This is a genomic window from Zhouia amylolytica, assembly GCF_900116365.1.
In the GTDB taxonomy this organism is placed as follows: Bacteria; Bacteroidota; Bacteroidia; order Flavobacteriales; family Flavobacteriaceae; genus Zhouia; species Zhouia amylolytica.
In genome coordinates this window covers 360,611-383,948 of sequence record NZ_FPAG01000004.1, presented here as the reverse complement: position 1 = coordinate 383,948, position 23,338 = coordinate 360,611, and the positions used below count along the sequence as shown (strand labels likewise).

The window sequence follows — 23,338 nt, the reverse complement described above, 5'->3', positions numbered from 1 at the left end:
AAGCATTTAAATGAAACTACGCATTGAAGGATTAAATAAGTCCTATGGAAACAACGGTATCATCTCGAATCTATCAGTTCAATGTGAAAAGGGAGAAATCGTAAGTGTATTTGGAAGAAACGGTTGTGGCAAATCTACTTTGTTAAAAATTATATTCGGATCATTGAAAGCCGATCAGATGACTTTAACGATTGACGAGAAGGAGATCAATCCCAAAAAATCAAGATCATCCCAACTTATCGGGTACCTGCCACAATCCTCATTCTTACCAAAAGAATTAAATGTGCGTAATCTTATACCCATGTGCTATCGAGGAGATGAACAGGATAAAATTTTTTATGCCCCTCGTGTTTCAACTTTCGAGAATAAGAAAATTGGATATCTGTCTCAAGGCGAAGTTCGGTATTTAGAATCCTTAATTGTCGGGAATCTAAAACACCCGTTTTTATTACTGGATGAACCTTTTTCCATGATCGAACCGCTTTACAAGGAACTCATTAAAGAATTTTATTTAAACATTAAACCAAACAAAGGCATCATCATCACTGATCATAACTATAATGATGTACTTGAAATCTCAAATCGTAGCTTCTTACTCCAAAAAGGTCAAAAAATCGCAATCAATGACAAGAATTGTCTAAAGGAAAACGGTTATTTAACTTCTTCCGATTACAATTAAACAGTTTCTTTTTCTTCAACAAACCGGTTCAGAACAACAAGGGCTTTTTCTACAGATTTGACATGGTCAAAATTCAATAATAAACGTAATCCTTTACGCGTTTCTTTTTCCTTCATCTTACACAGTTTAGGATGTAATTGCACAAATTGAAGTACACGCTGAAATGCTTTACTTTGATAAAAAGGACTTTGTTGATCTGCAATAAAGTAACCTATCATCCTACCCTGCTTCATCACGACCTTTTCTAACCCCATTTTATTGGCAATCCATTTGATACGGACACTATTTAAAAGATCTACAGCTTCACCAGGCAAAGGACCAAAACGATCTTCAAGCCTGCTTTGATAAGCCTCCAGCTTTTCTTCAGAGTCAATATTACTTAATTCATTATATAAATTGAGTCGTTCCGTTATACTATTAATATAATCGTCCGGAAACAACAATTCAAAATCAGTATCTATCTGGGTTTCCTTAACATATTCTTTCTCTTCCCCCTCCGATGGATATAAGTCCTTGAACTCATTTTCCTTTAATTCTTCAATGGCTTCATTTAAGATTTTCTGATAGGTATCAAATCCTATTTCATTTATAAATCCGCTTTGCTCTCCGCCTAACAAATCTCCAGCGCCTCGAATCTCAAGATCCTTCATGGCGATATTGAATCCACTACCTAGTTCTGTAAATTGTTCTAAAGCCTGTATACGCTTTCGGGCATCTTCCGTCATTGCAGAATAAGGAGGCGTAATGAAATAACAGAAGGCTTTCTTATTACTCCTACCAACCCTACCTCGCATTTGATGTAGATCCGACAATCCGAAATTATTCGCATTATTGATAAAAATCGTATTGGCATTAGGCACATCTAAACCACTTTCAATTATCGTGGTAGATACCAATACATCAAACTCGCCATTCATAAAGGAAAGCATTAATTTCTCAAGTTTTTTTCCATCCATCTGCCCATGACCAATTCCAACTTTTGCATCCGGAACGAGTCGTTGAATCATTCCTGCCACTTCCTTAATGTTTTCGATCCTGTTATGAATAAAAAAGACTTGCCCGCCTCTTTGAATCTCGTAAGAAACAGCATCCCTGATCACTTCTTCGGAAAATCGAATTACCTGACTTTCGATTGGGTACCTGTTTGGCGGTGGTGTATTAATAACCGAAAGGTCTCTTGCTGCCATTAAACTAAACTGTAATGTTCTTGGAATCGGCGTTGCTGTTAAGGTTAATACATCTACATTCTCTTTCAAGGTCTTCAATTTATCCTTTACCGCCACCCCGAATTTCTGTTCCTCATCTACAATCAACAACCCTAAATCTTTAAATTTCACTTTCGGATTAGTAAGCTGGTGAGTTCCAATTACAATATCGATCTTTCCTTCAGGTAATTGTTCCAACACTTCCCGCTTCTCCTTAGCGGTTCGAAATCTGTTCAGGTAATCAATGGTAACCGGAAAGCCTTTTAAACGCTCTGTAAAGGTTTTATAATGTTGAAAAGCCAGAATTGTTGTTGGCACCAAAATAGCAACTTGCTTACCATTATCGACGGCTTTAAAAGCAGCTCTAATAGCCACTTCGGTTTTACCAAACCCCACATCACCACAAACCAGACGATCCATTGGCTGGATACGTTCCATATCTGCTTTTACATCTGCAGTTGCTGTACTCTGATCTGGCGTGTCTTCATACAAAAAAGAAGCTTCCAGTTCGTTTTGCATATAAGTATCAGGACCATACTGATGTCCTTTTTCAGTTCTTCTTTTGGCATATAATTTAATGAGGTTAAATGCTATTTCCTTAACCCTGTTCTTAGTTTTCTTTTTAAGGTTTTTCCAGGCATTGGACCCTAATTTATAAACCTTAGGGGGTTTCCCGTCTTTCCCATTATACTTTGATATTTTATGCAACGAATGTATACTGACATAAAGAATATCCCTGTCACCATATATAAGCTTAATAGCTTCCTGCATCTTCCCTTCCACATCAATCTTCTGCAGCCCGGCGAACTTTCCTATTCCGTGATCTATATGGGTTACATAATCCCCTACCTCAAGATTGGTAAGCTCCTTTAGGGTAATAGCTTGCTTTTTAGCATACCCGTTCTTTAAATGAAACTTATGATAACGCTCAAATATCTGATGATCTGTATAACAAACAATCTTGTTGTCTTCATCAATAAATCCCTGATACATTGAAAACACCACCGTTTTATAATGTACATCTCCTTCTATATCATCAAAAATATCATGGAATCGCTTTGCCTGCTGATCACTTACACAGAATATATAATTTACATATCCTCTTTGGTGATTCTCATTGAGGTTATCAATTAATAAATCAAACTGCTTGTTAAATGAAGGCTGTGGTTTTGTTTTAAAATCTATAAAATAATCAGCTTTAAGTAATGGCTGATTGCTTAACTCCACCAAAGTAAAATCGAAAAGATCTTTCTTTATGGCTTCTGAAGAGCAAAAGAGTTCCCCGGGAGAGGCGTGTTTAACATCATCTGACAACTGTCCGAAGGCCTGAACAGCCTTGTCAAAAAAGTTATCCAAACGTCCAGCGAGCAAATCGATGTTTTTAACAAAAACTACCGTTTTACTGGAAATATATTTCAAGAAGCTCTCCCGACTTTCTTCTAACATTTTATCCTCGACATTCGGCATAATGGAGATCTTCTTCAACCTTTCATTCGACAACTGGGTCTCTACATCAAAAGTACGAATACTATCTACCTCATCTCCGAAAAATTCTATTCGATAAGGTTCATCATGTGAAAATGAAAAGACATCTACGATACCTCCACGAACAGAAAATTCCCCAGGTTCTGTTACAAAATCTACTCTTTTAAATTTATATTCAAAAAGTACTTCATTAACAAAATCAAGAGAGAGATTATCCCCAACCTGCACTTTCAAAGTATTTCTATCCAGTTCTTTCTTAGTAACTACTTTTTCAAAAAGGGCATCAGGATATGTGACGATAATCGCAGGTTTTTTACGGGAATTAATCCGATTCAAAACCTCTGCTCTGAGCAAAACATTGGCATTGTCTGTCTCCTCAATCTGGTAAGGCCTCCTGTAACTTCCTGGATAAAAAAGCACATGTTTCTCACCGATCAACTGCTCCAGATCATTTAAATAATAAGCCGCCTCTTCTTTATCATTAAAAACCAACAGAAATGGTTTTTCAGCTTCATGAAAAGCATTTGAAATAACAAATGACAATGACGAACCCACCAGTCCTTTAAGATGGACCTTACTTTGCGAATCGGCAATAGCCTTTCCGAGTTTTTGCTGTTGCAAAGACTCTTGAAAGGTTTGCGAGATAATACTTTTACTCACGTACTTAACTATTTTAAAGCAAAGATATAGCCCCGCCACACGTGAACAAAATTTGGTAACTTTTTTTAACACAGTGTTTAAACACGACTCCAAAAAATATTGGGTATTTTAGCGGCTAAATTTTATTCTTCACAACTATGAGTTACAACCATATTAAAACTGCATTATTGTCGCTCTTATTTATTCCTCTGTCCCTGATTGCTCAGGAAAAGGAAAAATGGGACGTGAATAATCCTGCTGACTGGAAACTAAAAAAACATCAATTTACTACGAATGAAGGGACGTGGATGAATTTAGATGTTAGTCCTGACGGACAAACCATTGTGTTTGATATGTTAGGCGACATTTACACCATGCCTATCAATGGAGGAAAGGCTAAAGCGCTAAGAACAGGGTTAGCCTATGAAGTACAACCCCGATTTTCTCCAAACGGAGAACAGATATCCTTTACCAGCGACGCTGGTGGCGGAGACAATATCTGGGTAATGGACAGGAACGGTAATAATGCCCGTCAAATAACTAAAGAAAGTTTTAGACTTTTGAACAATGCCACATGGACTCCTGATGGCGATTTTCTAATTGCACGAAAACACTTCACTTCCGGACGTTCTTTAGGTGCTGGTGAAATGTGGCAATACCATATTACGGGCGGTAGTGGTTTTCAACTTACAAAACGCAAAAACGATCAACAAGACGTAAACGAGCCATCTGTATCTCCTGACGGAAGATATCTTTACTATTCTGAGGATATGGCACCCGGTGGAGCCTTTGATTACAATAGAGATCCTAATAAGCAAATCTATGTGGTTAAACGTTACGACTTTAAAACCGGAGAGATCAAAACCATTACCGGAGGACCCGGTGGTGCAGCAAGACCCACCGTCTCAAGAGACGGAAAAAAACTCGCTTTCATAAAACGCGTTCGCACCAAATCAGTACTATACATTCACGACCTAAAAACCAAAGAAGAATGGCCCATCTATGACAATCTTAGTAAAGACCAGCAAACCGCCTGGGCTATTTTTGGGGTATACCCCAACTTCAGCTGGATGCCTGACAATAAAGAAATCGTATTTTGGGCTCAAGGAAAGCTGCATAAGGTAAACATTGAATCTACCGAGGTTACGGAAATACCTTTTACTGTAGACGCTAACATCAATATTGCAGAAACTGTCCATTTTAACAACCCAGTTCCGGACAAGGATTTTACCGTAAAAGTAATTAAGAATGCTAAAACATCCCCTGACGGAAAAACACTTGTCTTTAGTGCTATCGGACATATCTGGACTAAAAAATTACCGAATGGAACTCCGAAGCGACTTACCAATGCTGAGGACTTTGAATTTGAACCTTCATTTTCTCCTGATGGAAAAGAAATCATCTATGTTACGTGGAATGACGAAAAGTTAGGAGAAATTTATAAAGTAAACATTTCGGGAGGCACACCGGAAAAGCTTAGCTCTGAAAGAAGCATCTATCGCAATCCTTCCTTTTCCAATGATGGTAAAAGTATAGTATACCAAAAAGAAAATGGTAACAGCGATATGGGGTACGCTTACACTGTAAAACCCGGTATCTATACCATGACAGCCGAAGGCAGCAATGTTAAATTCATTACGGCATCTGGAGCACATCCAACTTTTTCTGCTGATGATAAACGTATTTTTTATCAAACCGGGGGAGAATACTTTGGTAGTCTGACCAAGACCTTAAAAAGTGTTGACCTAAACGGAAAGGATGAACGAACGCACCTCAAATCCAAATACGCTAACCGTCTGGTTCCTAGCCCTGATAGTAAATGGATCGCTTTCACCCATTTACACAAAGCATATCTTGCTCCTTTAGTAATGAATGGACAAACTATTGATATTGACAACAACTCAAAGAATATTCCGGTCTCTCAAATTTCAAAAGATGCCGGGGTCAACCTTCACTGGTCTCCGGACAGCAAGACCATTTACTGGACCCTCGGAGAAGAATATTTTACCAATAAAGTTTCAGACCGATTTACTTTTCTTGAAGATTCCCCGAAGAAAATTCCGGAAATCACCAGTAAAGGCACTCCGATTAATCTCAAAGCTCCCGTTGACAAGCCTACGGGAAAAATTGTATTCACCAATGCCCGAATCATTACCATGGAAGGAGATCAGGTTATTGAGAATGGCACGATTATTATCAATGGAAACAAAATTGAAGCGGTTGGAAATTCAAACGAAATTGACGTTCCCGCATCAGCAAAAATATATGACGCTACCGGTAAAACCATTATGCCGGGTATCGTTGACGCCCATGCACACGTAGGCGGATTTAGAAATGGACTGAATACCCAAAAGCATTGGCAGTTTTATGCCAATCTCGCTTTCGGGGTAACAACCTCTCATGACCCTTCAGCTAATACGGAAGCCATTTTCTCATTAGCCGAATTGGTAAGAAATGGTAAGATCGTTGGACCAAGGATATTTTCTACAGGATTCATTTTATATGGCGCCGACGGAGACTTTAAGGCGGTTATCAACAATATTGAAGATGCCCGTTCCGCAATAAGAAGAACCAAAGCCTTTGGGGCACAATCAGTAAAGAGCTATAACCAGCCTCGTCGTGATCAACGCCAGCAAGTAATGCAGGCTGCCAAAGAATATAATATTAATGTTGTTCCTGAAGGCGGTTCAACATTCTTTCATAATTTGAGCATGATCATGGATGGTCATACAGGTATTGAACACAACATCCCTGTAGCGCCGGTATACAAAGATGTTATTGAACTTTGGAGTAACAGCGATGTAGGTTACACCCCAACTCTTATTGTTAACTATGGCGGTGTGAATGGTGAATTTTATTGGTACCAAAAAACCAATGTTTGGGAAAATGAGAAACTATTAAATTTCACCCCTCGTGGCATTGTAGATTCCAGATCAAGATTTCGTATGATGATACCGGATGAGGATTATGAAAACGGACATATATTAACTTCAAAATCGGTTACGGAATTAGCAAAAAATGGTGTTAAGGTAAATCTTGGTGCTCACGGACAACTTCAAGGCTTGGGAGCTCATTGGGAACTATGGAATATACAGCAAGGTGGTATGAGTAACCTCGACGCATTGAAAACCGCTACTATAAATCCGGCAAATTATATTGGAGCCGGTGCCTCAATTGGTTCACTTAAAGCAGGAAAATTAGCCGATTTGATTGTCCTTTCTAAAAATCCGTTGGATAATATCCGCAACTCTGAATCGGTAGAATTCACCATGGTAAACGGTCGACTATACGATACCAAAACAATGAATGAAATTGGAAATAGTCCGAAAGAGCGAGGAGAGTTTTATTGGGAAAACAATAAATACAACGCTTCTTTCCCTTGGCATGAAGAGGCCAAAAGTTTTACCGTTCCTGGTTGTGGATGCCACATCGGACACCAATAGACTAAAATTCAGCAAAATATATACGCTATTATGGTAAAGACTAGAAAATAGCGTATATTTGCACCCGCCTTTACAAGAGTTAAGGGTTTAATAAAACTAATAATCGGGGTCGGGTACCCCAAAATTAATTCGCATTATGCCAGTTAAAATTAGATTACAAAGACACGGTAGAAAAGGAAAACCTTTTTACTGGGTAGTTGCTGCGGACGTTCGCGCAAAAAGAGATGGTAAATTCTTAGCAAAATTAGGAACTTACAATCCGAACACCAACCCTGCTCAAATCGAGTTAGATGTTGATGCTTCAGTTCAGTGGTTACAGAATGGTGCACAACCAACTGACACTGCTAAAAGAATTCTTTCTTACAAAGGAGCACTTTTAAAGCACCACTTATTAGGAGGTGTAGCAAAAGGGGCTTTAACTGAAGAGCAAGCTCAAGCAAAATTCGAGGCTTGGTTAGAAGAAAAATCAGGTAAGGTTGTTGCTAAAAAAGAAGATTTAGCTAAAGCTAAAGAAGATGCTAAAGCAAAAGCTTTAGAAGCTGAAAAAGAAGTAAACGAGAAGCGTAAAGCTGCTCAGGCCGAGGCAGAAGCTCCAGCTGAAGAAGAAGTTGCAGAAGAGACTGCTGCTGAAACTACAGAAGAAGCTCCAGCTGCAGAAGCTGATGAAAACAAAGAAGCGGAAGCTTAAACAAATTGCATGAGAAAAGAAGAATGCTTCTATCTCGGTAAGATTGTTAAAAAATTTAGTTTTAAAGGTGAAATCCTTGTCAAACTCGACACTGACGAACCTGAACTATACAAAAATCTGGAATCAGTGTTTATTGCTCACGGCAATAACCTGATTCCTTTTTTTATCGAACGATCTTCCCTACAGAAATCAAATCTACTCCGGTTAAAACTCGAAGATGTAGATTCTGAGGCAGATGCTGACGCTCTTATGAAGTCGGAACTGTACCTACCTCTCGATTTTCTGCCGAAATTAAGTGGTAACCAATTCTATTATCACGAAATCATTGGTTTTAATATTGAAGACCAAAATTATGGATTGGTCGGCAAAATCGTTAATATCAATGACAATTCATCCCAAGCCCTTTTTGAAATTGAGAAAGATGGCAAGGAAATTTTGATTCCTATTAATGATGAGTTTATCAAAAAGATAGATCGATCGAAAAAGACAATTATCGTCAATACTCCTGAAGGGTTAATTGATCTATATTTATAATATTCCTTAAGGCATCATCAATGAGTAAGCCATTTAAATTCAAACAATTCACTATCAACCAAAATCGCTGCGCGATGAAAGTTGGGACCGATGGTGTTTTATTGGGCGCATGGACCTCAGTAGACCACGCTCCTAATTCTGTATTAGACATCGGAGCTGGCACAGGCCTTATATCACTTATGCTCGCCCAGCGTTGTCCTGCTGAATTAATGGATGCTATCGAAATAGACGACAACGCCTTTGAGCAATGTGTGGAAAACTTCGAAGCCTCTCCCTGGAGTGATCGTCTTTTTTGCTATCATGCAGGATTTGATGAATTTGTGGATGAAATTGACGATCAATATCAGCTCATTGTTTCGAACCCTCCTTTTTATTCTGAGAACGTCACTAGCGGCGATCAACAGAGAGACATGGCTCGAAACTCATTCTCACTTCCATTTGACCAATTGCTTGAAGGGGTAGCTAAATTATTGGCTGAAAAAGGACAATTCAATACAATTATCCCATTTAAAGAAGAACAGAAGTTTATTGAATTAGCAGCTCATTTCCGCCTATATCCAAATAGAGTTACCCATGTAAAGGGAACTCCCGTTTCTGAATATAAAAGAAGTCTAATAGCGTTTTCCTTTCAGGAAACCGAAATTAAAACTTCAGAACTTACCATTGAAATAGAACGTCATAAGTACACTCAGGAGTACATCAATCTCACCAAAGAATTTTATTTAAAGATGTAATCTAAAGGCATCTATACTTTTTTTCACCGCATACTGAGTGGTAATTACGTTGTTTAGCTAAAATTAATGGGGATTTTTTTTTATATTCTTAATTTTAGTTCCGTCAAAACAAACTAACTATTAACGTATTTACCACATGAAATTAATTTTAACTTTTACCATGGCAATTTGCTGTCAGCTTGCCATTTCTCAAGATATTTTTATTGATAAAATAACGGAACCGGTTGATTGGGCCTCTCCATTAATGGGAACAGATTCAAAGCATAGCTTGTCTAATGGTAATGTATATCCGGCTATAGCCCTACCATGGGGTATGAACTTTTGGACCCCACAAACAGGTAAAATGGGTGGTGGCTGGGCCTATATGTACACTGCGGATAAAATAAGAGGTTTTAAACAAACACATCAACCCTCTCCGTGGATGAATGATTATGGCCAGTTTTCCATCATGCCGGTTACGGGGAAATTACGATTTACTGAAGATGATCGCGCCAGTTGGTTCTCTCACAAAACCGAAACGGTAAAACCTCATTACTATAAAGTATATTTAGCCGATCATGATGTTACCACGGAAATTACACCAACAGAACGAGCTGCCCGCTTTCGGTTTACTTTTCCGGAAACCGAACAGGCTCATATAGTAATAGACGCCTTTGATAAAGGCTCCTATGTGAAAATCATTCCGGAGGAAAATAAAATAATAGGCTATACCACCAAAAATAGTGGCGGAGTTCCTGAAAACTTTAAAAACTATTTTATCATAGTATTTGATAAAAATTTTACCAGCACTAATACTTTTGATGGTAAAGACCTTAAGGACGGTCTTGAATTAAAAGGAGAACATGCAGGAGCTGTGATTAGCTTTAAAACTAAAAAAGGAGAGATCGTAAATGCTAAGGTTGCCTCTTCATTCATAAGCCATGAACAAGCAGAAAGAAATCTGAATGAAATTGGTGATCACGACTTTGATAATCTAAAACAAAAAGGAAGAAAACAGTGGAACAAAGAACTAAGCAGAATTAATGTTGAGGGTGGTACAGCAGATCAAATGAAGACATTTTACTCTTGCCTTTATCGTTCCTTATTGTTCCCTAGAAAGTTTTTTGAATATGACGCAAATGGCAAGGTAATTCATTATAGCCCTTATAACGGGGAAGTGTTACCGGGATATATGTTTACCGATACAGGGTTCTGGGACACCTTCCGTTCACTATTCCCTTTTTTGAACCTCATGTATCCTGAATTGAATGCTCAAATGCAAGAAGGTCTGGCCAATGCTTACAAAGAAAGTGGTTGGCTTCCAGAATGGGCAAGTCCGGGGTTACGCAATGTAATGGTTGGGAATAATTCTGCTTCTGTCGTTGCGGATGCTTTTCTTAAAATAGACGATGAACATAAATACGATATTGAAACCCTTTATGAAGCTGTAATTCACGGTGCTAATAATGCCGGTCCTTTAACTGCTGTTGGACGTGCAGGGGTACAATATTATAACGAATTAGGATATGTACCATACGATGTTGACATTAACGAAAATGCAGCGAGAACGTTGGAATATGCATACGATGACTTTGCCATTTATCAATTGGCAAAAGCACTTAAAAGACCTAAAAAAGAAATCAAACTTTACAAGCAACGTAGTTTAAATTACAAGAATCTATATGACCCTGAAACAAAGCTGATGAGAGGAAAGAATAAAAATGGTGAATTCATGAAGCCTTTCAATCCTTTTAAATGGGGAGATGCCTTTACGGAAGGAAACAGCTGGCATTACACCTGGTCTGTTTTCCACGATATTCAGGGCCTTATAGACCTTATGGGTAGTAAAGAAGAATTCATTTCTCAACTCGATAAAGTATTTAGCCAACCTCCTGTTTTTGATGAAAGTTACTACGGTTTTGTCATACATGAAATTCGGGAAATGCAAATTGCGAACATGGGACAGTACGCTCATGGTAATCAACCCATCCAACATATGATTTACCTCTACAATTACGCCGGTGAGCCATGGAAAGCTCAGCATTGGGTTCGTGAGACGATGAACAGAATGTACGCCCCAACCCCTAATGGGTATTGTGGCGATGAAGATAATGGACAAACCTCTGCCTGGTATGTGTTTTCCTCAATGGGCTTTTATCCCGTATGTCCGGCTACCGATGAATATGTGCTTGGTGCTCCTTTATTTAAAAAAATTACCATTAAACTTGAAAACGGGAATGAGGTAGTAATTAACGCTCCTAAAAACAGCGAGAAGAACAAGTACATTCAAAATGCTCAATTTAACGGTCAGGATTATTCAAAAAATTTCATTAATCATTCAGCATTGATGGAAGGTGCTATAATTGACTTTGAAATGGGTGAACAGCCAAATAAAAATAGAGGAATTCAAAAATCAGACTTTCCATTCTCATTATCAAATGAGTAAAACTTACAAAGAGAGCGCATGTAAATGTTAAACATGTGCTCTCTTTATTAATTTATATTCAATATTTTTTTGAATTCTCTACCAAAAACATAATTTTATGAGGTTATTAACCAATTTAGAATTATGTCCTTTCAAATTAAGAAATCATCAAAGGTTTATGATATATGCATTGTAGGCTCAGGAGCAGGTGGCGGAATGGCTACCAAAGTACTTTCTGAAGCTGGTTTTAAAATTGCTTTATTAGAAGCTGGCCCAAATTTTGACCCTGCAAACCCTGACCAACAAACACAGTTTAAATGGCCTTACGAATCTCCTCGAAGAGGTGCTGGGACTTCAAGACCATTTGGAGATTTTGACATGGCTTATGGTGGATGGGAAATCGATGGAGAGCCGTACACCCGCAAAAACGGAACTAAGTTTGATTGGTTTCGTTCCAGAATGCTAGGAGGTCGAACCAATCACTGGGGTCGTATTTCTTTACGTTTCGGTCCTTTAGATTTTAAAAGAAAAGACTTTGATGGCAAAGGTGATAACTGGCCTATTGGTTATGAAGATGTAAAACCATATTATGATAAGGTCGATAAATTAATAGGGGTATTTGGTACGAAGGAAAATATCCCGAATGAACCGGATGGATACTTCCTTCCTCCTCCAAAGCCCAGACTTCATGAACTTTACCTTAAAAAAGCGGGGCAAAAATCTGGACTGCCAGTAATCCCTTCCCGTTTGTCAATTCTTACAAAAAGAATAGACAATCGCCGGGGAGCATGTTTCTACTGTAAGCAATGTTCAAGATCGTGCAGCATCTATGGAGACTTCTCATCCTCTTCCGTTTTGGTTAAACCTGCTCTTGAATACGACAACGTCGATTTATACGTAAATGCAATGGTAAGGGAAGTACTCACAGATGAGAACGGTAAAGCAACAGGTGTTTCTTATATCAACAAACACGATCTGCAGGAATATACGGTAAAGGCTAAAGTCGTTATTTTAGCAGCAAGCGCATGCGGTTCAGCAAGAATCCTTTTGAATTCCAAATCTTCCAAATTTCCAAATGGATTGGCGAATTCAAGTGGCGTTGTCGGTAAGTATCTGCACGATTCAACCGGCGCAGCACGAACAGCGCTTGTACCTTCTTTAATGGACAGAAAACGCTACAATGAAGATGGCGTTGGAGGCATGCACCTCTATGTGCCATGGTGGTTAAACGATAGTAAAAACCTTGGTTTTACCAGAGGATATCACATGGAATTCTGGGGAGGCATGGGAATGCCTGCCTATGGAGTAGGTTTTGGAATGGAGAATATCAACGGATTGGTTCCTGGAAAAGATGGACAAATGAAAAAACCAGGTGGTTATGGTTTGGATTTTAAAAATGATGTGAATCGATTCTATGGCGCCATTGTTGGCATGGCAGGAAGAGGTGAAAGTATACCACAAAAAAATAACTATTGTGAAATTGATCCGGATGTAGTAGACAAATATGGTATTCCTGTTCTGCGCTTCAACTATAAATGGACAGATGAAGAGCGAAAACAAGCCAAACATATGCATGAAACGTTCGAAGAATTAATTCACAATATGGGAGGTATAGCCTTAGGAAATAAACCCGGAAAAGAAAGTGACTACGGCTTAGATGTTCCCGGCCGGATTATTCATGAAGTCGGCACCACAAGAATGGGCGACAATTCGAAAACTTCCGTTTTAAACAAATACAACCAAGCCCACGATGTTCCTAATCTATTTGTTATGGATGGGGGTGGATTTGTATCACAGGCCGATAAAAACCCAACATGGACTATACTTGCCTTGGCTTGGAGAGCCTCTGAATATTTAACTGAAGAAATTAAAAAAATGAATATTTAAAACATAAGTCATGGATAGAAGAAAAAGCTTAAAAGCAATGGTTGCAGGAACGGTTACTTCCGGATTTATGTTTTCCGGATGTTTAACTGATTCTGAAGAACAAGTAGCCAATGAAACCCCGACCCCTGAGATTGAAGAAAGTGGGTATGGCCGAACTCCCGAAGAATTAGCAAGAGATAAAGAATTATATAGCAAAACATTCTTCAATGAACATGAAATGGCCACACTGGCGGTTTTGTCGGATATTATAATTCCCGCAGATGAAACTTCCGGATCGGCTACAGATGCAAAGGTACCCGAGTTTTTAGAGTTTATCGTAAAAGACATGCCTCATCACCAGACACCAATGCGTGGCGGACTCATGTGGCTAGACCACGAAAGCAACAAACGATTTGATAAAGTCTTTAAAGACACCCCTGAGACGCAACAACTTGAAATCATTGAAGATATTGCCTATCCGGATGATGTGAAACCTGAATTTTTACAAGGCGCTAAATTCTTCTCGAGACTTAGAAACCTGGTGGCAACAGGGTATTTCACAAGCAAAGAAGGTATAGAGTACCTAGGCTATGTCGGAAACGTTCCTAATGTTTGGGACGGCGTTCCTCAAGACGTACTGGATCGACATAAACTATCTTATGACGAGAAAACGCTTAACGAATGTATTAAACCAGAAGAGCGAAACGAAATAGCCAATTGGGATAATTATGACCTCGCATAACGCTTGTTAAAAATGAAACTTACAATCATTGTTTTGTTACATTTCATTGCTATATTTGAAGTAATTAAAACCAACTTAGCATGAAGCCAGATTTATTTGAAGCGCCCGACTATTTCAATATAGACGACTTATTATCAGAAGAACATAAATTAGTAAGGGATGCAGCTCGCAGCTGGGTAAAACGCGAAATATCTCCTATTATAGAAGAGTACGCTCAGAAGGCTGAATTCCCCAAACAAATCATTAACGGGTTAGCCGAAATTGGCGCCTTCGGACCATACATTCCTGAGGAATACGGTGGTGCCGGATTAGATCAAATCAGCTATGGCCTCATCATGCAAGAAATAGAGCGTGGAGATAGTGGTGTGAGATCTACTGCCTCGGTGCAGTCTTCATTGGTCATGTATCCAATTTGGAAATATGGCTCAGAAGAACAACGTCAAAAATACCTCCCAAAATTAGCCACGGGAGAATTCATGGGCTGCTTTGGATTAACAGAACCAGATCACGGGTCAAACCCCGGAGGAATGATTACTAATTTCAAAGACAAAGGAGATCACTATCTTCTTAACGGTGCTAAAATGTGGATCTCCAACGCTCCATTTGCAGACATCGCAATTGTGTGGGCAAAGAACGAAGAAGGTCGCATACACGGATTAATTGTAGAACGAGGTATGGAAGGATTTTCCACCCCTGAAACACACAACAAATGGTCATTGAGAGCTTCTTCTACTGGTGAATTAATATTTGACAATGTACAAGTACCCAAAACTAATCTATTGCCCGGAAAAAGCGGCTTAGGCGCTCCATTGGGCTGTTTAGACTCTGCTCGCTATGGTATTGCCTGGGGAGCCATTGGTGCCGCAATGGATTGTTACGATACAGCTTTACGATACGCAAAGGAGCGTATACAATTCGACAAACCCATTGCTGCAACACAACTTCAGCAAAAAAAACTAGCTGAAATGCTTACCGAGATCACCAAAGCCCAATTGATGGCATTGCGCTTAGGGCAATTAAAAAATGAAAATAAAGCTACTACAGCTCAAATATCTATGGCGAAACGCAATAATGTCGACATGGCCCTAAAAATTGCCAGAGAAGCAAGACAGGTATTAGGAGGTATGGGTATCACCGGAGAATATAGCATTATGAGACACATGATGAATCTTGAAAGTGTGATTACCTATGAAGGGACACACGATATACATTTATTAATTACCGGAGCTGATATTACCGGAATGCCAGCATTTAAATAAAATCTCCAGATGTATACATTTTATTATCAGGCAGAGAAGTAATATCAATTCTATTGAATAACATAAGCTGGCGTACAATGTGCTTTTAATACCAAAAGACCATAGTGCGCCTTTTTATTCTCTAACAAACTATCAAAAACCTTTTAATAATTAAAACCTGCCGTTATTTCAAACCAAAAGACGGGTCCTGTAAAAATAAAATTGAAACCAATAAGCAATTAACTTATATTTGGATGATTATAACCTTTATAATCAATCCTGGCAATAGTGATATAATTGAAGTAATATGCAACTAAAATTAACACATGACTCAAAAAACCTCTCGTTTTATATTCCGGAACTAGATCATGAGGAAGATCATTTTTTTGTGACTGAAGGCATTGCTGCAGGGCTACCATCACCAACGGGCAGTTATACAGAAACCAGAATAAGCTTAGACAAAACCTTAGTTCGAAATAAAGAAGCTACCTTTTATGCAAAGGTTAGAGGTCAGTCAATGATTGATGCGAACCTTGATGACGGTGATCTTTTAGTTGTTGACAAAAGCATTGAACCACGAGATGGAAAAATTGCTGTATGCTTAATTGATGGTGAATTTACTGTGAAACGATTAAAGATTGAAAAAGAAAAGGTTTTTCTAATGCCAGCAAACGAGATTTTCAGACCTATTGAGATAACTACAGAAAATAATTTTCAAATCTGGGGTGTGGTTACCCACGTTATCAAAAAATTATAAAGAAAAAAGCCCGGTAAAAACCGGGCTTCCATTAACCAACCAAAACTTTAAATTATGAAAACTTTACTTAAAGTTACAAAAGGGCACCACCCACTTTTGCATCGACAAATTTACGTCAAGTTTTTTACTATGCAAGCATAATAACTAAACTTTAACTTATTTAACAGCACCTTGACAATAAACAAAGTTTAATATTGTCAAAAACGCAAAAAAACCGAAATTTATTCAAGCGTTCCCCTTAATTCCTGCTCTCTTTCTATGCTTTCAAAAAGGGCTTTAAAATTACCTGCTCCAAATCCTTGAGCTCCCATACGCTGAATGATCTCAAAGAAAAGCGTTGGCCTGTCTTCTACTGGCTTCGTGAAAATTTGCAATAGATACCCCTCCTCATCTGCATCAACTAATATTGACAGCTCCTGCAGCTCCTTAATATTTTCTTTCATAATCTTCATATGGGTTCCCATTCGCTCAGGAATAGCATCGTAATAGGATTGCGGAGGCGGTGGTAAAAATTCAATTCCCCTGGCTTTCAAAGCTCTGACAGTCGATATAATATCATCTGTCGCCACCGCGATATGCTGAACCCCTGATCCTTCATAAAAATCTAAGTATTCCTCTATTTGAGACTTCTTTTTACCCTCGGCAGGTTCATTTATTGGGAATTTAATACGCCCATTACCGTTACTCATCACTTTACTCATTAAAGCGGAATATTCAGTATGGATCTGCTTATCGTCGAACGTTAAGAAGTTAACAAACCCCATAACGTCTTCATACCATTTAACCCACTTGTTCATCTCTCCCCAACCAACATTACCAACCATGTGGTCTATATATTTTAAACCAACAGGAGATGGATTATAGTCAGACTCCCATTTTTGATAACCAGGCAAAAATGCACCTTTATAGTTCTTGCGCTCCACAAACATATGAACAGTTTCTCCATAGGTATAAATTCCTGCTCTTACCACTTCGCCATGTTCGTCTTTTTCTACCGTTGGCTCCATATATGATTTAGCACCGCGTTTGGTCGTCTCTTCATAAGCAGCTCTGGCATCCTCAACCCAAAGAGCAATAACCTTTACACCATCTCCGTGCTTCACAATATGATCATTGATTGGCGATGATGAGTTTAATGGAGTGGTTAACACTAGTCGGATCTTATCCTGCTTTAAAACATAGCTGGCTTTATCCCTCACGCCCGTTTCCAACCCTGAATAGGCATGAGATTGAAATCCAAAAGCAGTCTTATAAAAGTGAGCTGCCTGCTTGGCATTACCAACATAGAATTCTACATAATCCGTTCCTAAAAGAGGCAAAAAATCTTCTGCTCCTTCAAATATTTTTTCCAGTCCGTATTCTACTGACTTAACTTCCTTTGACATTTTATCTTTGTTTTTAGTTGTGATCTATACAATTAATTAATCTTCTAACCATGATTGATAATACGAATCATCAGCAATGGCCATCGCTTCCTCAGTTAGCTGTAATGGTTTAAAGGTATCAACCATAACCGCTAATTCATCGGTCTTTTCTTTACCAATACTTCTTTCAGCTGCACCCGGATGCGGCCCATGAGGGATTCCTGCCGGATGTAAAGAAATGTGCCCTGCATCAATATCATTTCTACTCATAAAATCACCATCAACATAATACAGCACTTCATCCGAATCAATATTACTGTGGTTATAAGGTGCTGGAATTGCTTGTGGGTGATAATCATAAAGTCGAGGCACAAAACTACAAACCACAAAAGCATCAGTTTCAAAAGTTTGATGCACTGGTGGCGGTTGATGAACTCGACCGGTTATAGGTTCAAAATCATGAATACTTAATGCATATGGATAATTAAACCCATCATACCCCACAACATCGAAAGGATGTGTGGCATATTCCATGTCAAAAAGCTCATTTTGTTTTTTTATTTTCATCAGGAAAGATCCTTTTTCGTCATTAGTTTCTAACTCATAAGGTCTTCTTATATCACGCTCACAAAAAGGCGCATGTTCCAATAACTGACCAAACCAATTTCGATATCTTTTAGGGGTATAAATAGGCCTGTGCGACTCTACAATAAATAACCTGTTGTCTTCGGTGTCAAAATCTATTTTATAAATAGTTCCTCTGGGTATTATTAAATAGTCTCCATACTTAAAATCTAAATTCCCTAAATGAGACCTTAACTTACCACTTCCTCTATGAATAAAAATCATTTCATCCGCATCGGCATTCTTATAGAAATATGAAGCTGTAGATTCCTTTGGAGCCGCCAATATAATGGTACAATCACTATTGGTCAAAACAGGCTTTCTACTATCGAGGTAATCATGCTCCGGTTTAATTTTAAAGCCATGTAACCGGTATGACTGAATATTGTTTTTTATAGACACCCTTGGAGCAACATCCTTTTTACCCAGAATGTTTTTAACCTGAGTAGGCCTGTGCACATGATACATATTAGTTGACATGCCATCAAACCCAATCGTACCAAACAATTGTTCGTAATACAACTCCCCGTTTGACTTTCTAAATATGGTATGTCGTTTATGCGGGATTTCTCCCAATTTATGATAAAAAGGCATAATTTTAATTTTTGAAGAAATTAAGCTTTAGATAATATAATAAAATAGTATCTATTTCTTTGTTATTTTACTATCAACCTTGTATTATATTGCGGTTGCCTAAGAAGTATCACTCACTCAGGATTTCTCTTGATGAGGTAATGGAGTAATATGAGTAAATCTTTCCAAAAATTTGTCATATTCACAAATATCGGTAATTTTTCAGAGAAAAACACAAACATTTAAAATGTTTCGTGACTTTCCATAAAAAGATCTTAAAACCAGAAGCCAACGTTAAAAAGCCAAAGCCCCTTCCCTCTTTCAGGAGACCAGGTGTATTTAGCCTCTATTGGACCCAGAAAAGTTTCCAGTCCATAACCTATTGCATACCCTGTATAATCAGGCTTACTAAACCATTCGCCCGTGTCGAACAAGCGGTCATCAACATTAGCGAAATTAGCCGAAAAATTAAGGTGATTTTTACGTACAAACTCCCAATCTACAATCGCTAACCCTTTAACAAAGCTATCAGCACCAAAACTCAAAAAGTCGTAACCTAAAAACGGAATGAAATTATTAATCAGGTTATTGCCGTATCCTCCCAAAATAAAATCAAAAGAATTCAAAGCTGTATTTCCTATTTTAAATCCACCCTCAGAAAATGCGTTAAAAGACACTGTCTTGGTTACTGGCATTGCAAAACCAAGCTTAGCCTTAGCAATTGAAAATTCATCAAATAAGCCCGTAAAGTCATCCGGTGAGCTAAAATATAAATGAAAATCACCATCAAAATAAATCCCCCGGGAAGGAAAATATTTATCATCAAAGGAATCAAATTTTAAAAATCCATAGGTACTAAAGTAGTTGCTGTTATCAAATACAGCATTATTACTATCCTGTCCGGAAATAGTCTCTGACTCAATCTGTAAATACTTATGTTCCAGGCCCGCCCCAAAAGAAAATTCCTCCCTGAAAACAGACTGAAGATATATCTGATTGGTCAAATCGTCTAATTCAACATCTACCTGCCTCACCCCTGCATCTTCAGACCCCGCTCTTTCTCTGACAAAGTTAAAATCAATAGGCTTTAAAAACGAATTAAATCTCGACTTGATACCAAAACTCCAGTAAAAACCTTTATCTAAATAGTACTCAAAATTATAACGAATCCTATCTCCCAAAACAAAATCCAGCGATACAACATCATCATCAAAAAGCAAATGCTTTTGTGTTAAATTAACCAATACGGCAGATTTGTATAAATCATCATAATGAACTCCCAAACGCAAAAACAAATCTGTAGGCGATTCCTCAACTCGCATCAGCAAATCCTCCCTGCCAGATGCTTCGTTATGCTTTAATTCGTATTGTATGGCTTTAAAATTGTTGGTGGCTGACAAATTACTAATACCCTCATTGAATTTTTCAAAAGTGATAGGCTCCTCCATTTTAAATCGAAGCTTTCCACGTATATAAGCCCTGGAATATCGATCGTAGCCCTTTATCTGAATTCTGCTTAAACTAATGGTATCTTTAGCATAAGGTCTTAATTTACTTTCTTCAGGATGCTTTTTCTGCAGCAACGCAAGGCTATCTAAAACACTTGAATGCTCTATTGCAGCATAATATCCTTTTTTAAAGATCTTCCCCCCCTGATCAAAAGAAAGCACATTAAAATCCGTTATGTCCGGTTTAATATATACATCCGTTTTTTTAATTTTCTCCTTCATGCTCAGAGCCGTCCTGTAATTACTAATTTGTAATAGAATCTCATTAGCGGCTTTCAAAGACTCCCGATCAGATAATTCATCCTGAACATCGACTCCTATAATCACATCCATTCCTTTAGCCTTAACTTCATCTATAGGAAAATTATTCACTACACCACCATCGATTAGGAGTTTATCATCAATCGCTACTGGCTCAAAAACCGACGGTAACGCACCACTGGCAGCTATAGCCTGTGGCAAATACCCCCTATCTAATATTACCGGCTCACCCTTTTCTATATCCGTGGCAATACAAAAAAAAGGAATTGGCAGCTTTTCGAAATTATCAACATCTCTAACGTGAAATAATAACTGTGAATAAAGATTATAAACATTCTGCCCCTTAGATATAGCAGTCGGAATGGCAATTTTAAAATTGTCAAAAGGAAGCGTTAAGGCATAACGCTCACTGTTATTCTTTTCGTAAAAGGTCTTTGCTGATCTAGGTACTTCATCTTGAATTAATTTTTGAAAATCAACACTTTTAAAGATCGAATCCAGATCATGAGAAGAATATCCGGAAGCATACATAGCACCTATGATCGCCCCCATGCTCGTACCACCTATATAGTCAATCCTTAAACCCGCATCTTCTATAGCCTTTAACACTCCAATATGAGCCAATCCCTTAGCCCCTCCTCCACTTAAAACTAAGCCTACTTTTAAATCCTGATCGCTATCATTTTGAGCCTGTAAAACAAAGCCAAATTGAAGAATGAAGATCAACGACGTAAGTATTTTTTTCATAAAATGAAGGTAAGTATTTTTAATGAAATGCCTCATAAATTTTCTGCGCTTTTGAAACACCGACTACTTCGATTAGCTTTTCAATTGATGCCTCCTTAATGCGCTTCACTGACTTAAACTCTTTTAACAACTCCACAGCGGTTTTTTCCCCTACCCCGGGAATGTTTTCAAGTTCGGAATCAATAGCAGCTTTACTTCTTTTTTGCCGATGAAATGTGATTCCAAATCGATGTGCTTCATTCCGCAAATACTGAATTACTTTTAATGTTTCAGACTTTTTATCCAAGTACATTGGAATCGAATCTCCGGGATAGTAAATCTCCTCCAATCGCTTTGCTATGCCTATTATTGCTATTTGCCCCCTCAAACCCAAGGCATCCAAACTCTTTAAAGCTGATGATAATTGCCCCTTTCCACCATCTATAATAATTAACTGGGGAAGGGACTGATTTTCATCCAACAACCTTCGGTATCTCCTGTGAACCACTTCCTCCATAGAAGCAAAATCATCAGGTCCTTCAACAGTCTTTATATTAAAATGTCGGTAATCTTTTTTACTAGGCTTACCATTCTTAAACACAACACAAGCAGCTACCGGATTCGTACCCTGAATATTGGAATTATCAAAACATTCAATATGACGGGGCTCTTCCGAAAGCCTTAGATCCTTCTTCATTTGAGCCATTAACCTATTCACATGTCTATCGGGATCTGTTATTTTAGCTTGCTTAAATCGCTCCTGTCGATAAAACTTCGCATTCCTCTCAGACAGATCCAAAAGCTTCCTTTTATCCCCCACTTTGGGTATCGTTACCTTTATGCCCTCCTCCATCGTTATTTCAAACGGCACATAAATTTCTTTAGACTGTGAATGAAAACGCTGTCTTAGCTCAATTATTGCTAATTCCAACAACTCTCGATCGGTTTCATCAAGTTTCTTCTTCATTTCTATGGTATGCGAACGAATAATTGCACCATAAGACAATTGAAGAAAGTTGACATACCCATAAGCCTCATCCGACACAACAGTAAATACATCAACATTAGTAATTCGAGGATGTACTATCGTAGACTTGGCCTGATAATTCTCTAAAACTTCTAATTTTTCCTTTATTTTTTGGGCCTCCTCAAACTTTAACGCTTCGGCAAAATCCTTCATTTGCTTTTTAAAAAGCTGTAAAGACTCTTTTAAATTCCCTTTTACGATCTCTCGAATAGCCTTAATTTGCTGATCATAAGATTCGGTCGACTGAATTCCTTCACATGGACCTAAGCAGTTTCCAATATGATATTCTAAACACACCTTATACCGTCCGGCATCAATTTTCTCTTTAGAGAGATCATAACTACATGTTCTTAAAGGATACAAATCTTTAATTAATTCAAGTAAGGCCCTAACGGTTCGTACATTGGTATACGGACCAAAATATTCCGATCCATCCCGGACCAACTTCCTGGTGGAGAACACCCTTGGAAAACGTTCATTCTTAATACAGATCCAAGGATAGGTCTTATCATCCTTAAGCATTACGTTGTACCGAGGCTGATACTTTTTAATCATATTATTCTCCAACAACAGGGCATCGGTTTCAGTTGGAACAACAATATGTCGGATCTCTACGATCTTTTTTACCAACACTCTGGTTTTACCAGAATCGTGTTCCTTATGAAAATATGAAGAAACTCTTTTCTTTAGATTCTTTGCCTTACCAACATAAAGAATCTTGCCTTCTTTGTCGTAAAACTGATAAACACCAGGGTTATTCGGGATGGTTTGTAACTGAAGTTCGATTGATGCTTGGCTCATAACTACGAAATTACTAATTTGCCATTGCTTTTACATTTAA

15 protein-coding genes are annotated in these 23,338 nt (G+C 38.2%); 10 read left to right on the top strand and 5 right to left on the bottom strand.

Annotated features, from left to right (window positions below):
* Nucleotides 1-10 precede the first annotated feature (10 nt).
* Nucleotides 11-679 (top strand): ATP-binding cassette domain-containing protein, encoded by a 669-nt coding sequence (locus BM361_RS08650; RefSeq protein WP_074978230.1) that lies wholly within the window; start codon nucleotides 11-13, stop codon nucleotides 677-679.
* On the opposite strand, the gene mfd is transcribed toward BM361_RS08650, so the two are convergent.
* Entirely contained in the window at nucleotides 676-4,029 is a 3,354-nt protein-coding gene (gene mfd, locus BM361_RS08645; RefSeq protein WP_038267109.1) for a transcription-repair coupling factor, read from the bottom strand. The genes BM361_RS08650 and mfd overlap by 4 nt on opposite strands.
* Before the next feature lie 137 nt (nucleotides 4,030-4,166).
* Here mfd and BM361_RS08640 point away from each other — a divergent pair, with 137 nt between their 5' ends.
* The 9 genes from BM361_RS08640 to BM361_RS08600 all read left to right on the top strand — a co-directional run bounded on the left by BM361_RS08640 (nucleotide 4,167) and on the right by BM361_RS08600 (nucleotide 16,414).
* Entirely contained in the window at nucleotides 4,167-7,451 is a 3,285-nt protein-coding gene (locus BM361_RS08640) for an amidohydrolase family protein (RefSeq protein ID WP_074978228.1), read from the top strand.
* 136 nt (nucleotides 7,452-7,587) lie between these two features.
* Nucleotides 7,588-8,139: a 30S ribosomal protein S16 gene (locus BM361_RS08635; RefSeq protein WP_038267115.1), complete on the top strand. Its 552-nt coding sequence runs from the start codon at nucleotides 7,588-7,590 to the stop codon at nucleotides 8,137-8,139.
* A gap of 9 nt (nucleotides 8,140-8,148) precedes the next feature.
* The gene (gene rimM / locus BM361_RS08630; protein WP_038267118.1) at nucleotides 8,149-8,673 is read left to right on the top strand and encodes a ribosome maturation factor RimM; all 525 of its coding nucleotides are present in this window, start codon (nucleotides 8,149-8,151) and stop codon (nucleotides 8,671-8,673) included.
* 20 nt (nucleotides 8,674-8,693) lie between these two features.
* Nucleotides 8,694-9,407 carry a tRNA1(Val) (adenine(37)-N6)-methyltransferase gene (locus BM361_RS08625; protein ID WP_074978227.1) on the top strand — a complete coding sequence of 238 codons (714 nt, stop codon included), beginning with the start codon at nucleotides 8,694-8,696 and terminating at the stop codon, nucleotides 9,405-9,407.
* 136 nt (nucleotides 9,408-9,543) lie between these two features.
* Complete coding sequence (locus BM361_RS08620; RefSeq protein ID WP_175496557.1) at nucleotides 9,544-11,832, top strand: GH92 family glycosyl hydrolase; 2,289 nt, start codon at nucleotides 9,544-9,546, stop codon at nucleotides 11,830-11,832.
* Nucleotides 11,833-11,955: 123 nt separating this feature from the next.
* Complete coding sequence (locus BM361_RS08615; RefSeq protein ID WP_074978225.1) at nucleotides 11,956-13,698, top strand: GMC family oxidoreductase; 1,743 nt, start codon at nucleotides 11,956-11,958, stop codon at nucleotides 13,696-13,698.
* Between the two features lie 10 nt (nucleotides 13,699-13,708).
* Nucleotides 13,709-14,419: a gluconate 2-dehydrogenase subunit 3 family protein gene (locus tag BM361_RS08610; RefSeq protein ID WP_074978224.1), complete on the top strand. Its 711-nt coding sequence runs from the start codon at nucleotides 13,709-13,711 to the stop codon at nucleotides 14,417-14,419.
* A gap of 80 nt (nucleotides 14,420-14,499) precedes the next feature.
* Nucleotides 14,500-15,678 carry an acyl-CoA dehydrogenase family protein gene (locus BM361_RS08605; protein WP_074978222.1) on the top strand — a complete coding sequence of 393 codons (1,179 nt, stop codon included), beginning with the start codon at nucleotides 14,500-14,502 and terminating at the stop codon, nucleotides 15,676-15,678.
* Nucleotides 15,679-15,964: 286 nt separating this feature from the next.
* Nucleotides 15,965-16,414, top strand: coding sequence for a LexA family protein (locus BM361_RS08600; protein ID WP_038267135.1), 450 nt, complete (start codon nucleotides 15,965-15,967; stop codon nucleotides 16,412-16,414).
* Nucleotides 16,415-16,635: 221 nt separating this feature from the next.
* On the opposite strand, the gene hppD is transcribed toward BM361_RS08600, so the two are convergent.
* The 4 genes from hppD to uvrC form a co-directional block, all read right to left on the bottom strand.
* Nucleotides 16,636-17,799 carry a 4-hydroxyphenylpyruvate dioxygenase gene (gene hppD / locus BM361_RS08595; RefSeq protein ID WP_074978220.1) on the bottom strand — a complete coding sequence of 388 codons (1,164 nt, stop codon included), beginning with the start codon at nucleotides 17,797-17,799 and terminating at the stop codon, nucleotides 16,636-16,638.
* Nucleotides 17,800-17,835: 36 nt separating this feature from the next.
* Nucleotides 17,836-18,996 (bottom strand): homogentisate 1,2-dioxygenase, encoded by a 1,161-nt coding sequence (locus BM361_RS08590; RefSeq protein WP_074978219.1) that lies wholly within the window; start codon nucleotides 18,994-18,996, stop codon nucleotides 17,836-17,838.
* Nucleotides 18,997-19,250: 254 nt separating this feature from the next.
* Nucleotides 19,251-21,491: a patatin-like phospholipase family protein gene (locus BM361_RS08585; protein WP_074978217.1), complete on the bottom strand. Its 2,241-nt coding sequence runs from the start codon at nucleotides 21,489-21,491 to the stop codon at nucleotides 19,251-19,253.
* A 19-nt stretch (nucleotides 21,492-21,510) separates the two neighbouring features.
* Entirely contained in the window at nucleotides 21,511-23,298 is a 1,788-nt protein-coding gene (gene uvrC / locus BM361_RS08580; protein WP_074978215.1) for an excinuclease ABC subunit UvrC, read from the bottom strand.
* Between the last annotated feature and the right edge of the window lie 40 nt (nucleotides 23,299-23,338).

Excerpts from the sequence above, each read along its gene's own strand:
- BM361_RS08650 (WP_074978230.1), top strand. The coding sequence starts at position 11 with ATGAAACTACGCATTGAAGGATTAAATAAGTCCTATGGAAACAACGGT.
- BM361_RS08640 (WP_074978228.1), top strand. The coding sequence starts at position 4,167 with ATGAGTTACAACCATATTAAAACTGCATTATTGTCGCTCTTATTTATT.
- BM361_RS08635 (WP_038267115.1), top strand. The coding sequence starts at position 7,588 with ATGCCAGTTAAAATTAGATTACAAAGACACGGTAGAAAAGGAAAACCT.
- rimM (WP_038267118.1), top strand. The coding sequence starts at position 8,149 with ATGAGAAAAGAAGAATGCTTCTATCTCGGTAAGATTGTTAAAAAATTT.
- BM361_RS08625 (WP_074978227.1), top strand. The coding sequence starts at position 8,694 with ATGAGTAAGCCATTTAAATTCAAACAATTCACTATCAACCAAAATCGC.
- BM361_RS08620 (WP_175496557.1), top strand. The coding sequence starts at position 9,544 with ATGAAATTAATTTTAACTTTTACCATGGCAATTTGCTGTCAGCTTGCC.
- BM361_RS08615 (WP_074978225.1), top strand. The coding sequence starts at position 11,956 with ATGTCCTTTCAAATTAAGAAATCATCAAAGGTTTATGATATATGCATT.
- BM361_RS08610 (WP_074978224.1), top strand. The coding sequence starts at position 13,709 with ATGGATAGAAGAAAAAGCTTAAAAGCAATGGTTGCAGGAACGGTTACT.
- BM361_RS08605 (WP_074978222.1), top strand. The coding sequence starts at position 14,500 with ATGAAGCCAGATTTATTTGAAGCGCCCGACTATTTCAATATAGACGAC.
- BM361_RS08600 (WP_038267135.1), top strand. The coding sequence starts at position 15,965 with ATGCAACTAAAATTAACACATGACTCAAAAAACCTCTCGTTTTATATT.
- hppD (WP_074978220.1), bottom strand. The coding sequence starts at position 17,799 with ATGTCAAAGGAAGTTAAGTCAGTAGAATACGGACTGGAAAAAATATTT.
- BM361_RS08590 (WP_074978219.1), bottom strand. The coding sequence starts at position 18,996 with ATGCCTTTTTATCATAAATTGGGAGAAATCCCGCATAAACGACATACC.
- BM361_RS08585 (WP_074978217.1), bottom strand. The coding sequence starts at position 21,491 with ATGAAAAAAATACTTACGTCGTTGATCTTCATTCTTCAATTTGGCTTT.
- uvrC (WP_074978215.1), bottom strand. The coding sequence starts at position 23,298 with ATGAGCCAAGCATCAATCGAACTTCAGTTACAAACCATCCCGAATAAC.